The 14,795-nt window shown below is 71.3% G+C and carries 10 protein-coding genes and 2 pseudogenes; 5 read left to right on the top strand and 7 right to left on the bottom strand.

From position 1 onward, the window contains the following. Positions 1-933: an LCP family protein gene (locus tag ACIA8E_RS21715; RefSeq protein ID WP_399300660.1), complete on the bottom strand. Its 933-nt coding sequence runs from the start codon at positions 931-933 to the stop codon at positions 1-3. 773 nt (positions 934-1,706) lie between these two features. Between ACIA8E_RS21715 and ACIA8E_RS21720 the strand changes: the two are divergent. Beyond that, positions 1,707-1,898: pseudogene (locus ACIA8E_RS21720) on the top strand (sugar transferase); the annotation flags it as partial. Between the two features lie 71 nt (positions 1,899-1,969). Here the strand turns inward: ACIA8E_RS21720 and ACIA8E_RS21725 are convergent. After that, a pseudogene (locus tag ACIA8E_RS21725) lies at positions 1,970-2,074 on the bottom strand (NAD-dependent epimerase/dehydratase family protein); the annotation flags it as partial. A gap of 182 nt (positions 2,075-2,256) precedes the next feature. Between ACIA8E_RS21725 and gmd the strand changes: the two are divergent. The 3 genes from gmd to ACIA8E_RS21740 all read left to right on the top strand — a co-directional run bounded on the left by gmd (position 2,257) and on the right by ACIA8E_RS21740 (position 7,077). After that, the gene (gmd, locus tag ACIA8E_RS21730) at positions 2,257-3,270 is read left to right on the top strand and encodes a GDP-mannose 4,6-dehydratase (protein ID WP_399300663.1); all 1,014 of its coding nucleotides are present in this window, start codon (positions 2,257-2,259) and stop codon (positions 3,268-3,270) included. 237 nt (positions 3,271-3,507) lie between these two features. Continuing rightward, complete coding sequence (locus ACIA8E_RS21735; RefSeq protein ID WP_399300666.1) at positions 3,508-6,231, top strand: LamG-like jellyroll fold domain-containing protein; 2,724 nt, start codon at positions 3,508-3,510, stop codon at positions 6,229-6,231. Positions 6,232-6,387: 156 nt separating this feature from the next. Beyond that, positions 6,388-7,077: a hypothetical protein gene (locus ACIA8E_RS21740; RefSeq protein ID WP_399300669.1), complete on the top strand. Its 690-nt coding sequence runs from the start codon at positions 6,388-6,390 to the stop codon at positions 7,075-7,077. Positions 7,078-7,138: 61 nt separating this feature from the next. On the opposite strand, the gene ACIA8E_RS21745 is transcribed toward ACIA8E_RS21740, so the two are convergent. Further along, positions 7,139-8,248, bottom strand: coding sequence for a glycosyltransferase (locus tag ACIA8E_RS21745; protein WP_399300672.1), 1,110 nt, complete (start codon positions 8,246-8,248; stop codon positions 7,139-7,141). Then, positions 8,245-8,784: a WcaF family extracellular polysaccharide biosynthesis acetyltransferase gene (locus tag ACIA8E_RS21750; RefSeq protein WP_399300675.1), complete on the bottom strand. Its 540-nt coding sequence runs from the start codon at positions 8,782-8,784 to the stop codon at positions 8,245-8,247. The genes ACIA8E_RS21745 and ACIA8E_RS21750 overlap by 4 nt, the downstream gene beginning before the upstream one ends. Positions 8,785-8,906: 122 nt before the next feature. On the opposite strand from ACIA8E_RS21750, the gene ACIA8E_RS21755 reads away from it, so the two are divergent. Next, a complete protein-coding gene (locus ACIA8E_RS21755; RefSeq protein WP_399300678.1) occupies positions 8,907-10,409 on the top strand; it encodes a hypothetical protein in 1,503 nt (500 codons plus the stop codon). 65 nt (positions 10,410-10,474) lie between these two features. Here the strand turns inward: ACIA8E_RS21755 and ACIA8E_RS21760 are convergent, their stop codons facing one another. The 3 genes from ACIA8E_RS21760 to ACIA8E_RS21770 are packed head-to-tail and all read right to left on the bottom strand — an operon-like array spanning position 10,475 to position 14,678. After that, positions 10,475-11,788: a hypothetical protein gene (locus ACIA8E_RS21760; RefSeq protein WP_399300680.1), complete on the bottom strand. Its 1,314-nt coding sequence runs from the start codon at positions 11,786-11,788 to the stop codon at positions 10,475-10,477. Beyond that, on the bottom strand, positions 11,785-13,476 hold the full coding sequence (locus ACIA8E_RS21765; RefSeq protein ID WP_399300683.1) for a lipopolysaccharide biosynthesis protein: 1,692 nt from the start codon (positions 13,474-13,476) through the stop codon (positions 11,785-11,787). The genes ACIA8E_RS21760 and ACIA8E_RS21765 overlap by 4 nt, the downstream gene beginning before the upstream one ends. Then, complete coding sequence (locus tag ACIA8E_RS21770; protein ID WP_399300940.1) at positions 13,473-14,678, bottom strand: glycosyltransferase family 4 protein; 1,206 nt, start codon at positions 14,676-14,678, stop codon at positions 13,473-13,475. The genes ACIA8E_RS21765 and ACIA8E_RS21770 overlap by 4 nt, the downstream gene beginning before the upstream one ends. Between the last annotated feature and the right edge of the window lie 117 nt (positions 14,679-14,795).

Below are 14,795 nucleotides of genomic sequence, written 5' to 3' on the forward strand. Positions count from 1 at the left end.
TCAGGGAGTCGTGGCGCCGAGCCGGTCGGTGTCGTGCGACTGCAGGTAGCCGTCGAGGGCGTCCTTGCGCATGGCCCGCCACAGCTGAGGACCCGCGACGGAATCCAGGAGGACCACGGACTGACCGGAGATCATGCCGGTTCCCTTCGCGGGAGCGTTCATGAAGACGATGTCCCCGGGTCGGACCTCCTTGTTGTCCCACATCAGGGCACGCAGGTCGCCGTCACCGAGCCGATCGTCGACGCTCACGGCAGCGGTGAGGTCGTCCAGCACCTCGGTGGCCTTGACGGGGTTGGAGAAGGTCGAAGGACGCATGACCTTCGCCAACAGCGTCCGCAGGAAATACTGCTGACGGTGCGTGCGGTCGAAGTCGCCGCGCGCGAGGTGATAACGCTCACGCACGTAGACCAGGGCTTGCGTTCCGTTCATGTGGCGGTCGGCGCCGTCCACGACGAGGTCCACTCCGCCCACGGAGTCGGTGAGTTTCTTGAAACCGTCCCAGTCGATGACGGCGAGATGGTCGACGCGCACCTTGGTCAGCCGCTGCACGGTGTCGATGAGCAGCGGCGGTCCGCCCCAGGAGAAGGCTGCGTTGAGCTTGGCCTTGCCGTGTCCGGGGATGTCCACCCACGCGTCACGGGGCAGCGAGACGACGTACGCGCCGGAGTGGTCGGCCGGGAGGTGGACCAGCATCATCGTGTCACTGCGCTGGGCACCGTACTTCCACTCGGGGGCCTTGGCGTCACGACCCGTGGTCGGCAGGGCGGAGCGGCTGTCGACGCCGACGAGGAGGAAGGTCTGCCCGCCCTCGGAGGGCGCCGGCTGCGCGGCTGCGGGGACCTTCGTCGGGAAGACACCGGAGATGCGGTCGACCTTCCCGGTGTAGTGGTCGAAGGCCCACCAGGCGCACCCGGCCACCATGAGCAGTCCCACAGCGAGCAGTGTGAGCGCCCCGAGGAGCACCCGACGCGTGCGGCTTCTGCCACGCCTTGGCTCCGCCCGCGATGTTCCGGCGGCATCAAATCCCTTTTGTGACGGAACGGTTGACGGATCGCGGACGTCGGCCACCGGACCAGCTCCGCCCGCCCCTTCCCGTTCCGCCGCTTCGTCCAGGTCCGTCGCTGCGGCCTCGGTCGTGTTCCTGTCCCCCACCATGCACTCCCCACATGGACACGGCGCGGCCCCTTCCGCGCCAGGCGCACACTGTAGCCAGCACGTTCGGCTTTCGTATTACTTTCCGTGCGGCCATCACCACGCGCGATCAACCAACGGGTGCCGTACGGGACTTCGTACGGCTCGGCACTTCTCGGTGCCGTTCACGTAATCACCCCCATGTCTGCACAAGTTTGCCGTACTGTTCACGATCGTGCCGCATGTTCGACGTATGAGTGTTCGCGGCATCCGGCAGCTCGTGCCGCAGAACGTGCCTGGGGGGGTACATGTGGGATGTTCAGGCCGCTGAATCCGAAAGATCACGTAAGGCGCGCTCGCGGGCGCGCGCATCCTCACCGCGGATGGGCCGCAAGTCCCGCTGGTACGTTCCCGCGTCGCTGATCACCGACCTCGTCGGCGCCGGAATGCCGGTGGCGCTGATGCTGTTCGCGGCACACCAGTCGTGGGCAGTGCCGAGCGGCATCTTCGCCGGGCTCGCCTGGACGGGTGTCCAGCTGCTCCGCTCGCGCTACGCGGCCCGCGACTACACGCCCGTCGGGTGGCGGCGGCTGAGCGTACGGCCAGGCATGACCGGGCTGTGGCAGATCAGCGGACGCTCCGACCTGTCCTGGGACGAGACCGTCCAGCTCGATCTCAGCCACGTCGACAACTGGTCGTTCACCAGTGATGTGGACGTCATGTCCCGCACGTTCCGCGCCGTCGTCGACGGCCGCGGGGCGTACTGAGAGCGCCGCACGTGGCCGGACAGTGCCCCGGCGCGCACCGCGCGGCGGGGTCCGTGAACCAGCCGGGTCGGGCGGATCAGGGCGGGCAGGACGTGCGACGTCTCCAGGTCGAAGCCGTCGCCGGGACCGTAGGGATTGGTCGGCATGGCGCTGATGTACGACGCCCCGTACTGGCGGGCGCTTTCGGGCAGCAGCGATGCGGTCATGAGCCGGATCACGCCAGGCGCCGTGTGATCAGCACGCCCACACTGCCAACTATGCCTAAATTTCCAATAGTTCATGACATGCGTCCCGCACACGGCGGGCGTACGGACCGGATCCGTCCCCGGGACGGGTCCGGCAGGGAGGGGAACCCCGCATGACCAAGACCGCGCTGATCACCGGCGTCACCGGGCAGGACGGCTCGTACCTGGCGGAACTGCTGCTGTCGAAGGGATACCGGGTGCACGGCCTGGTGCGGCGGTCTTCCAGCTTCAACACCGAGCGGATCGACCACATCTACCAGGGTCCCCAGGAGGCCGAGCGACGCCTCGTGCTGCATCACGCCGACCTCTCGGACGGGGTGGCGCTGGTGAACCTGCTGCGCGACATACAGCCGGACGAGGTGTACAACCTCGGCGCCCAGTCCCATGTGCGAGTCTCCTTCGACGCGCCGCTCTACACCGGCGACGTGACCGGCCTGAGCACGCTGCGGCTGCTGGAGGCGATCCGGGCGAGCGGGGTGGAGACCCGTATCTACCAGGCGTCGTCCTCGGAGATGTTCGGCTCCACGCCGCCCCCGCAGAACGAGGACACCCCCTTCCACCCGCGCAGCCCGTACGGTGCCGCGAAGGTCTTCGCGTACTGGACCACCGTCAACTACCGTGAGGCCTATGGGATGTTCGCGGTCAACGGCATCCTGTTCAACCACGAGTCCCCGCGCCGTGGCGAGACCTTCGTGACCCGCAAGATCACCCGCGCCGTCGCCCGGATCAAGGCCGGTCTCCAGGACCGTCTCTACCTCGGCAACCTGGACGCGGTCCGCGACTGGGGGTACGCGCCCGAGTACGTCGAGGCGATGTGGCGGATGCTTCAGCACGACGAGCCGACGGACTACGTGGTGGCCACCGGAGTCCCGGCCACCGTGCGGCAGTTCATGGAGACCGCGTTCGCCCACGCCGACCTCGACTGGGACGAGTACGTGCGCTACGACCCCAAGTACGAGCGTCCCAGCGAGGTCGACGCACTGATCGGTGACGCGTCCAAGGCGCGCGAGACGCTGGGCTGGCGGCCCGGCACCCTGGTCGACGAGCTCGCACGGATCATGGTCGACGCCGATGTGCGGCAGGTGGAGGACCAGCTCGCGGGCGCCGCTGTGCGCATCGACCGCTGACGCCGGGTGCGTGCAGAAGGGCGACCGCGCGTACCGGAAGCGGACGTCCGGTACGCGCGGGATCATCATGAACACACGGGAATTTCCTACTAGATGAGCCAAGTGCGCTCCATCGCGTGTCATGTACTCGTATGGTTCGCGAGCAAACACGTTCATGCAGCCCGTACGGATCCCGGGGACCCCGGCGGGCTCGTCGAGGCAGAGGGCCCGCCACCGGGCCCGGAAGCCGGGGGGTTCATGCAAAGATCCAGAGGGCTCAGTGCCGCCCTCGTCCTGTCCACCGCGGCGGGCCTGGGCCTGGTGGCCCTGCCGCAGCCGGCCGCCGCGCTGACCCCGCCCATCGCCTTCACCGCCGACGACCTGCCGACCTGGCAGACCAACGGCATCGTGTGGGCGCTGGCGGAGGCGGGCGGCACGGTCTTCGCCGGCGGCACCTTCTCGCAGGTGCGTCCGCCCGAGGGGGGCAGCGGGACCGCGCAGAACGCGGTGAACTTCGTCGCGCTGAACGCGGCGACCGGCAACCCGACGTCCTGCAACCTGTCCTTCACGATCGGCAGCGGCAGCGCGACGGTGCGCGCGCTCGCCGTGTCGCCGGACAAGAAGACGCTGTACGCGGGCGGCTACTTCGGCGCGGTCAACGGCACGCCGGTCAGCAGCCTCGCCGCGATCGACATCGCCACCTGCACGCCCAAGGCGAACTTCCACCCGAGCGTCTCCGCCACCGTGCGGACGCTCGCGGTCACCAACGACACCGTGTATCTGGGCGGCGACTTCACCTCCGTGGGCGGCAGCGCGCACGCGCGGTACGCGGCGGTGGACGCCACCAGCGGCGCCGTCAAGCCCTTCCAGGCGGACGTCGACGAGCCCGGCCGGGCCGTCGCGGTCACCCCGGACGGCGACAACGTGATCCTCGGCGGTGACTTCTTCACCGTCAACGGCGCGAACTCGCACGCCCTGGCCGTCGTCGACTCCGGTACGGGCGCCAACGTCCGCACCTACCCGGGGTTCATCGAGAACAACTCGGTGGTCAAGGCGCTCGACACGGACGCCACCGGCTTCTACACCGGCAACGAGGGCACCGGCGGCGGCGTCTTCGACGGCCGCATCGCCCTCGACCTGTCCACCCTGAACCAGCGCTGGCGCGACACCTGCCTGGGAGCCACCCAGGCCGTCAAGTCGTACCAGGACGTCGTGTACAGCGCCTCGCACGCGCACGACTGCTCCAGCGTCGGGGAGTACCCCGACGGGCGCCGTCACCACCTGCTCGCGGAGCCGACCTCCGGCACCAACAAGCTGGGCTGGTTCCCGGACACCAACGACGGTCTCGGCGAGGGCATCGGCCCGCGCGCCATGGCGATATCCGAGACCTCCAACAACAAGTACATGTGGGTCGGCGGTGAGTTCACCACCGTCAACGGCTCGGCGGCCCAGGGCCTGACTCACTTCGCGGCGACCCCGGACGTCGGCGCGCCGACGGTGCCGTCGGTGAGCGCGGAGTCGGTCAAGCCGACCGAGGCGCACGTCCGCTGGCGTGCCGGCCTCGACACGGACGACACCAAGCTGACGTACAAGGTGTACCGCAACGGTGGTTCCACGCCGGTCTACACGGTCGACGGCGACTCCGTGGAGTGGTCGCGTCCGCAGCTGTCGTTCACCGACACCAACGTCACCGCCGGTTCCACCTACAGCTACCGGGTGACCGCGACCGACGGGGCGGGCAACGCCTCCGCGCTGTCCGCCACGGCCTCGGTGACAGTGCCGACCTCAGCCCAGAAGTACCCGGCGAAGGTGCTCGACGACGGCGCGAACCTGTACTGGCGCTATGACGAGTCCGCCACTCCGTTCATCGGCGACACCTCGCCCGGCGACCTGAGCGGCATCCACGTCAACGGGCCGTCGCTGCGCCAGACTCCGGCCGCCGTGACCGGTCCGTCCACCGCCATCGGTTTCAACGGCAGCGACCAGATCGTCTACAGCGACAAGCGCACCACGGTGCCGAGCCAGTACTCGATCGAGACCTGGTTCAAGACGACCACGACCAGTGGCGGCAAGCTTGTCGGGTTCGGCGACAACACCACGCGGGCCAGCGGTAATTACGACAAGCACGTCTACATGCGCAACGACGGCCGGCTGGTCTTCGGCGTGTGGACGGGCAGCGCCCGCACCATCACCTCGTCCAACGGCTACAACGACGGCTCCTGGCACCACGTCGTCGCCGCCCAGGGTTCCTCCGGGATGGCGCTGTACGTGGACGGCAGCCAGGTCGGCACGCTCGCCGAGTCCAACAGTCAGGCCTACAGCGGTTACTGGCACGTCGGCGGTGACAACCTCAACGGGTGGCCGAACCAGCCGTCCAGCAACTATTTCGCGGGGCAGATCGACGAGACCGCGATCTACCCGTCGGTGCTGAGCCCGGCCCAGGTGCAGAGCCACTACACCCTGGCCACGGCCCCGGCCGACAGCGTGCAGACCGTCCGTGCCGCGGACGACACGTACGCCAACGCGGGTGCCGCGAGCACCAACTACGGCACCTCCACCTCGCTGGCGGTGCGCGGCAGCGCGGCGTACGAGACGTATCTGCGCTTCGACCTGCCGACGGCGCCGGCCGGGACCGTGCTCAAGAGCGCGCGGCTCGCGGTGAAGACGACCACGCTGAGCAGTGCGGGCAGCACGGACGACTTCGCCGTACGGCCGGTCACCGGAAGCTGGACGGAGACGGGGACCACCTTCGTCTCCAAGCCCGCCCTGTCCTCGACCTCGGTCGGCACCCTCAGCGGGGCCACCGAGCTGTCGACGGTCTACTCGGCGACGCTCGACACCTCGGCGCTCTCCCCCGCTCTGGGAGGCAGCTACGGCCTGGCGCTCACGAGCACCGGGACGGACGCGCTGTGGGTGTGGTCCAGTGAGGCGTCGGCCGCGGAGAACACCCCGCAGCTGGTGCTGACCTTCGGGGCGCCGTAACCCTCACGGCGTCCCCGTGGGGGGGGGGGGGGGGGGGGGGGGGGGGGGGCCCCCCCCCCCCCCCCCCCCCCCCCCCCCCCCCCACCCCGCCTGGGCCCGCACCTTCGTGTACGGGCCCGCCTTCATACCCGGCCCGCTCGGGCCGCAGGAGCCACCATGCACACTCGTACTCTCCGGTCCCTCCGGCGCGGGGCCGCCGCCGGCGCCCTCATCGCGCTCCTCGCGCTCTCCGGCTGCAGCTCGGACGGCGGTTCCGACGCGGCGGCGAACCCGACGCGGAGCATCTCCGACGACCAGGCGGCCGGCGTTCCGGACGACCAGGCGAGCCCGGCTCCCGAGGAGTCGTCGAGCCCTTCCAAGGGCCCGGTTCTGCCCGACGCGAAGCTCACCCCGGCGACCGGTTCCTTCACCGCCAAGGAGAAGAAGTACCTGCACGGCCGTGTGCCGAAGAACATGGACCCGGCCGCCGTGCTCCAGATCGGCCAGGAGACCTGTCAGCGCATCGAGCGCACCGCCACCCACGACAAGGACGCCGCGATCGGCGCGCTCATCGCCGGGGACCTCCCGTCCGCCGACGACGCGATCGCCCAGTTGTGCCCGAGGCAGAAGCCGCTGCTGGACAAGGCCGCGACCGGCTTCGCCGACGGCACACGCAAGAAGCCTGCGCCGGGCACCTATCGTGCGCTGACCAGCGCCGAGGGCTGCACCTGGAAGGCACTGGGCGCGGATGACAAGGTGCTGGCCTCGGGCCCTGGTCCGGACGCCCCGAAGAAGGTCACCGCGAAGATCCCGTCCGGGACCCGTACGTTCGTCTCCTCGGGCTGCTACGCCTGGCTCCCCGCCTAGCGGGTGCCGTTCGGATCGGCGCGCAGGTCCGCACCGATCCGAACGACCGAGACCATCGTTGCTAGGCCCGCTCGTACACGTCGAGGAGTGTGCCGAGGACCGCGTCCATGGCGAACGTCTCGGCGGTGAGCTTGCGGGCCGCCTCCGACGCGGCGCGCCGGGCGGCCGGGTCCAGCAGGTCGAGCACCGCCGGGGCGATGCCGTCGGGTCCCGTCACCACCCGGCCGGCGCCGGCCCGGTCCACGTCGCGGGCCAGGCCGTTGGAGTCGGTCACCACGACCGGCGTGCCCACGGCCATCGACTCCAGGACCGACATCGGGAACGGCTCGTCCACCGACGGCAGGACGTACACGTGCGCCCTGCGCAGTTCCTCGGTCATGCGTGTCCCGTCGAGCGGTCCCGGGCAGCTCACCCGCGCCGCGAGTCCGAGTTCGTCGATCCGCCGCCGCACGGCAGCGAGTTCGCCCTCGTCGGGGCCCGCCACGACGAACGTGGCCTCGGGGTGCCGGGCCAGGATCGCGGGGGCCGCCTCCACCAGGTCGACGGGGCGCTTACGGGCCTGGAGCCGGGCCGCGTACAGGATACGCGGCGGTCCCTCCGGTGCCGGGCCCTCGGGCTGCGCGGGCACGCCGTTCACCAGGCGGACCGCGCGGGAGAGGCCCGTCCCGCCCACCACGGCCTCCAGGTCCCGCAGTTCACGGGTGGTGAGGTGCAGAACGGCGGTGGCTCCGCGCAGCACCCGCCGCACCGCGACCGCGTCGAGAACCCTGGCCGAGTACCGCTCGCTCGGGTCGACCATGCCGTGCGTCTGGAGTACCACCGGCCTCCCGGCACGCAGCGCGGCGAGCGCCACCGGCAGGGTCACCAGGTCGCGCGCCAGATGTACATGGACGATGTCGGCCTGCCGTACGAGACGGTGGGCGCCGGCGAGCAGGGACGGCGAGGTCAGACCGCTGAACCCCAACGGCAGGATCCTGCGGGCCTGGTGGAGGCGGGCGGGCACGCCCTCCACCTCCTCGGGCAGCGGCCCCTCGAAGCCGTCGGCGAGGGCGGTGAGCCGGACGTCGTGCCCGCGTTCCCTCAGCCCCTTGCAGAGGTTGAGGGCGACCCGGACCGGGCCGCCGAAGGCGTGGGTGGGGCTGTGCAGGGTGACCGCGTGCAGCACTCTCACGCCGGCGCCTCGACGGGTCGGCGCCGGTTGTCGGCGGTGTGCAGGGTCAGCTCGGGCAGGTCCTTGTGGAGGACCGCGCCCGCACCCACGACGGCGCAGCGGCCGACCTTCACCCCGGCGAGGACGGTGGCGCGGGTCGCGACCCAGGCTCCGTCGTCGACGGTGATCGGCGCGTTGCGGTACCGGAAGTCGGCGGCGCGGTGGTCGTGGCTGCCGGTGCACAGCAGGGCCTCCTGCGACACGCACACATGGGCGCCGAGGGTGACCGGCTCCAGGTTGAGGATCCATGCCCCCTCGCCGATCCAGGTGTGGTCGCCGACCGTCAGTTTCCACGGCCAGAGCACGCGCACCCGGTGCCGGATGAGCACCCCCGTGCCGATCTCGGCGCCGAAGGCTCGCAGCAATGCCGTCCTGACCCGGGCCGGGGTGAACCACGCCATGAAGACCGTGTTCATCACCGCGAACCAGAGCGCCTGGACGAGTATCCCGCGCCCCTTGTCGTATCCGGCCAGTGTGAAGGCCGGGAGATCACGCATCGATCCATCCCCCCCAACAGCGTCTCCCCGGACGCTACTTCGCCACACTCTAGTAGCTGACCGTCCACCGCAGGCCAGGGCTCGTTAGACTGCGCCGGGGATCTCTTTCGGGCGGGGGCGCCATGACGCAGCAGGTGGACCGCGGCACGACCAGTACGCCCGGGTCACCGGAGCGGGGCTGGCAGGTGGCGGTGCCGCCCTTCCGGCCGCGCACGGTCCTCTCCCGCGCGTTGTCGGTGCCGCTCGTCCTCGGTTTCGCGGTGTTCCTGCCGTTGCTCGTGCTGGTCCAGCCCGGCACCGGTCTGCACGACTCGGCGCTGTGGCTCCAGCTCGCGCTCACCGTGTACGCCGGCATCCGGCTCTCGGCGATGATCCTCTCCAGCCGGCGCAAGTTGCTCGCCGGTTCGTTCTGGCTGTTCGTCTACATGGCGATGGGCGTGGCACCGCTCGCGCAGGCCGTGCTCGGCCGTACACCGACCCCGGTGGTGGGTGCGCGCTCCGATCTGACGGAGGCGGTCGCGCTCGTCCTGATCGGCTGTGTCGCCTTCGACATCGGCACCCTGCTGGCACGCCAGCGGCCCGAGCGGAAGCGGGAGGACAGACTGCGGCCGGCGCTGGTGCACCGCCGCCGCCTGTACCTGCTGACCCTCCTCGCCTTCCTCGGCTCGGCGCTCCTCGTCGTCAAGCTGGGCGGTCCCGCGGTCTTCTTCACGAGCCGCCAGGAGATCATCAGCAGTGTCCAGGAGGTCGGGCTCTCCCAGGCGGACTCGCAGGCCGGGCAGGCCATCGTGCGCGGCTTCGGCACCGTGCCCGCCCTCATCGCCTGGCTGGCGTACACGCGCTGGCTGGTGACCTCGCGACGGGCCCGCCGTTCCGTGCTGATCATCGCGGTCTGGGGGGCGCTCGCCGTGCTGAACGCGGTGGTCAACAACCCGATCTCCAACCCTCGTTTCTGGTTCCTCACCGTCCTCTTCTCACTGCTGTTCACCGTCTTCCCGGTGAGCGCGGCCTTCTACCGGGTCGCACTCAGCCTGGGCGTGATCGTGGCGCTGGTCGTCTTCCCGTTCGCAGACCGCTTCCGCTACGACGACGCCAACTACCGCCCGGTGCAGACCACTTCGCCGCTGGAGCCACTGGCCCTCAAGGACTACGACCAGGTCGGCATGTTCGCCAACACCATCACTTACGTCCGGTCGGGCAGCGGCCACACCTTCGGCCGCCAGATGGCCGGCTCGCTGCTGTTCGCGGTCCCCCGCTCCGTGTGGCCCGACAAGCCGATGGACACCGGGGTCATGGTCGGCCAGTGGATGGGCACGACGAACACGAACCTCTCGTCACCGGTGTGGGCCGAGCTGTGGATCGACTTCGGCCCGGTCGGGATGGTGGCGGGGTTCGTGGCGATGGGATACGCGGCGGCACGGGTCGACCGGCGCTACGCCCGCCGCGCGGTGCGCAGTGCCCGGCCGGGAAACCTGATCGCCCTGGCCGTCCCGCTGGTCGCCGGCTACTCGTTCATCCTGCTGCGGGGCCCCCTGCTCCAGGCATCAGGGCGCGTGGCCATCGCGGCGTTCTGCATCGCCCTGATCACCACGTTCCGCCAGGACCGGGCGCCGGGGCTGCGCTGACCGGAGGGCCGGGGCCCTGGGGAACGGCCGCGCGCCGTGCGCTCCGCTCCCCCACGCGACGACGCTCAGTTCGCCGGGACCGCCGGTACCGCCGCCGTCGGGGTCGTCTCCTCCGCCCGCAGGCGCGCGACCCGGGTCCAGGCCGCCACCGCCTTCAGTGCGGAGCCCGCGGCCAGACCCCAGGCCGCTCCGAGCGCCGAGCCGGTCAGCAGGTATCCGGCGAGCATGAGGACGACCGAGAGCAGCGAGAACACCACCTGCACCGACAGGGTGGCGCGCGGCCTGAGCACGCGCAGGGTCACGAGGGCGCAGGTGCCGAGGCCCATCACCGCGTACTGGGCGCCCGAGGCGGGCAACAGAGCGGCGGCCGACTGCCAGGTGGCGCCGAGGAGTTGGCGTCCGACGTGGTCGGGAAGGGCGTACAGCACGAGCCCCCAGGCGAGGCCGACGGCGCTGAGCACGAGTCCGAGCAGCGCGGCGGCGCGGGTGGTGGCACGTCGGCCGCCGAGCCGGTTGAGCAGCGGCGGCCCGAAGGCGTTGACCGAGTTGAACAGGACGTTGAGCGGCCCGAAGAGTGTGGTGGCGCCGCGCAGGGCACCGACCGCGAGCGGGGCGGCGAACAGGCCGAGGCCGAGCACGGCGAGCTGGCTGGAGGCGTTGCCGACGGCGAACTCCACGACGAAGCGCTGTCCGAGGTGGCCCCGGCGCAGGTAGGGCCGCAGGTCCGCCCGCGCGCCGCGGACATGGGGCCACAGCAGGCTCAGGCCGAGCAGCAGCGCCGGGACGGCCGACACGCCCCACACCGCCACGAGGAGTCCGGGCGCGGCGTGCCGGGGCTGGAGCAGTAGCGCCGGCACCACGCACACCAGACGCAGGGTGTCGGCGGCCAGGGCCAGGCCGGGGCGCCGCAGGGTGGAGAACGCGTACCGCAGCCCGTCCTGCACGAGGACCAGGGGCAGCACGAGCCCGAGGGCGAGGAAGGCTCCGCCGGGTCCGGCCCAGTCGCCGGCGACGGCGCCGGTGACCGCGCCGACGGCGGCGAGCAGGACCCCGACGACGGTGGAGGCGAGGGAGGTGAAGGCGATCGCGGACCGGCAGGCGGCGCCGGTGGCGACGGTGTCGCCCCGGGTGAGGACGACGGCCTGGCCGACGTACGCCATGTTGAGGCCGAGCAGCACCGTGAAGGTGAGGTACACCATCGAGAAGGAGGCGAAGCCGTGCGCGGTGGAGACGCGGGCGGCGATCACCAGCACGGCGATGTTGGTGAGGCTGGACGCCGCCTGGTCGAGCACCGAGGCGAGGGCGGCCGCCGACCGCCGCGGGGTGCGAGGCGGGTCGGACGGCTTCTCGGACGGCGGCTCTTCCTCCGGGGCGGTCACCGGTCCCCGGAGCGGACGGCGCGCAGCGCGACCGTGTCGCTGCCGTCGCCGTCGAAGTGCCGCTCGGGTTCAGGCGTGTTGCTCGACTCGGGAGTGGGGGCCGGCCGGCTCTTGGGCGCCCGGCGTCGGCTGCCACGGCGGGCGCCGGGCGTCCGGACCCTCTTGGAGTCGGTGTGCGTCACCGCGCCGAGGACGGTACCGCCGGCACCGACGATCAGTTCGCGGATACGCATCAGGTCGGCGCGGTGCACGGTCCGCGGGTCGCAGACGATGAGCACGCCGTCGACCCGGTCGACGAGCGCGAGGGCGTCGGCGTACGCGAGGACGGGCGGGGCCACGACCACGACGGTGGCGTCCTGATCGTCAGCCTCGGCGATCAGCCGGGTGGTCGGGGCGGAGGTCAGCGCGCGCGGTACGTTGCGCACGCGTTCGCCGGGGACGAGCCCGAAGGCTCCCGACTCGCCCGCGTCGACGAGGAGTTGGCCTCGGCTCGGCCACTCGCCCTCGGCGTGCTCGCCGGTACGGCTCCAGCGGGGCCGGGAGGCGGCGGACACGTCGAGCCGCTCGGAGAGCGACGGGGTGCGCAGGTCGGCCTCCACCAGCAGGACGTTCTTGCCGGTCTCGGCGAACGAGGCGGCGAGGTTGACCGCGACGGCGACACTCGACTCCATGGAGCCGCGCGGGGCGACGACGAGTAGTCGGCGCCGGTCGGCGAAGCGCTCGTCGTAGGCGAGGCGGAAGGCGATCGAGCGGTACTCCTCGGCCGCCCGGGAGTCGGTGTGGCCGACCACCAGGGTTCCCGCCGAGCCGCGGGGCAGCGCGCCGAGGACGGGACCGCGGACGGCGCGGGCGACGTCACCGGCCGAGCGAGGCGCCGGGTCGAAGACGAGCCGCACCCAGGCGCCGAGCAGGCCCAGACCGACGCCGACGAGGCCGCCGAGGCCGAGCGACAGCGGCAGGCCGGGCCCGTCGGACGAGGAGGGGACCGTGGCGTTGCGGATCACGTTGCCGGGCGTCATGTCGAGCGCCTTCAGGCTGGTGATCTTGCTGCGGAGGTCGGTGATGCGGTTGAGCAGGTTGGCCTGCACCGCGTAGGCGGAGTCCGCGGCGGATCCGTCGGGAAGCTGCTTGATCTGCCGGGAGAGCTCGTCGTTCTGCTTGGCGACCGGATTGAGCTGGTCCTGCAGGCTCTTGAGCATCGAGTCGCGGACGGACTCCCACTGGTCCTTACGCATGTCGATGTACGACGCGGTGAGGGCGTTGGCTCGGCGCGCCGCCTCCTTCGGATCGGACGCGTTGTACGTGAAGTGCAGCACGAGGGTCTGCGGCGGGTTGGTGACCTGGAGCCCGCTCTGGAGCTGGTCCACCTCGTCCGAGCTCATCCTGAGCCGCTTCGCGGCGCCTTGCGCGACCGAGCGGCTGAGGGCCGTCTGTCGCTCGGACCCCATGTTGAGCGCCTTGTCGCTGGAGAGCATCGGCGCGAAGGGGTCGCTGGTGGGGGCGCGGAGCACGATGTCGGTGGTAGCGGCGTAGCTGTCGGCGCCGGTGACGCCGAGCCAGGCGCCGGCCAGCAGACCGATGCCGACACCGCCGCCTATCAGCCACCGGTAGCGCAGCAGTTGGCGGAACTGCTCACGCAACTGCTCCGGCTCGTCCTCCCCCCGGACGGGAACGTGTGTCTCGTTCACCTTCCAAGTCCCCCCATTGCCTCGTCGATCAGCGCGTCGATGCGCGCGAGACCCGCCTCCCGTGACAGATGGGCCGCTACATGGCGCGGACCCGCCGCGCCCAACTCGTCCGCCATTTCCGGATCTTGGGCGAGTCTACGCACCGCTGACAAGAACTGATCAGGATTCTCCGGTTCCACAAGCATTCCGGCACCGGATCGCAGCGCTTCGCGGGCCGTACCGCCTTCGGCAGCGACCGACGCGACCACCGGCCGGCCGGCCGCGAAGTAGGAGGTGAGCTTGGAGGGGACGCTCATGTCGAGGACGGAGGCGCGCTGGGTCACGGCGAGGACGTCGGCGGCGGCCAGGACGTCCGGGAAGTCGGCGTCGTCCACCGACGGAAGGAACTCCAGGTTGGGCAGCCCCTCGGCGAGTGCGGCGAGGTGCTCGCGCTGGTTGCCGTCGCCCATCAGGACGATCCGGGTGGCCGGGTCGCGGCGGGCGGCGTCCACCAGCACCTCCAGGCCCTGCTTGAGGCCCATGTTCCCGGAGTGCAGGACCACGGTCTGTTCCGGCCGCCAGCCGAGCCGCTCGCGGGTACGGTCGCGTGGCGCCGAAGGGGCCTGTATGTGCGACCAGTTGGGCACCAGACGTATGCGTCCGGGGTCAACACCCATGGCCCGCACCCGCTCGACGAACGTCTCGTGGATGACGCCGACCAGCGTGGCACGCCGCAGCACCCAGGACTCCGCGCGCTCGGCCAGCTCGGCGGCACGGCCACCTCCCTGGATGCCCGACTGCGCGGCGGCGGCCCCCATGAGGTCCTGCACGACCGGCACGTACGGTGCCCGGTGCCGGGCGGCGAGGCGGACTCCGAGCACGCCCCCGGCGAGGCTGGGCAGTTGGGCGAGTACGGCGTCGAGGCGGCCGGTGCGGGGCGGCGCGACCAGGCCGTGGGCGAGTATCGAGCTCTCGAACAGGGCCCTGCGCAGGGCGCTCTGGCGCGGTGGGACGCTGTGCCGCCTACGGTGCACGGTGACTCCGGCACGCTGCTCGGTGGCCCGCCACACCGTGCGGTAGGCGGGGTCGAGGCGCCAGGACGGGTAGTGCGGGAGCCCGGCGAGGACATGGGTGTCGTGGCCGCGGCGCGCCCAGTGCTCGGCGATACCGGTGGCATACGGGCCGATCCCGGTGTGCTCGGGCGCGTAGTTGGTGGATACCAGGAGCAACCTGCGCCCGGAGGGCCCGACTTCGCTCTCCTTGCCGGTGTGTCCGTCGACGTCCGGCTCGTTGGTGCGCTGCACCGGAACGGGCCCCGCCGGACCGGCGACCCCCGTACC

Source organism: Streptomyces sp. NPDC051664 (assembly GCF_044453545.1).
In the GTDB taxonomy this organism is placed as follows: Bacteria; Actinomycetota; Actinomycetes; order Streptomycetales; family Streptomycetaceae; genus Streptomyces.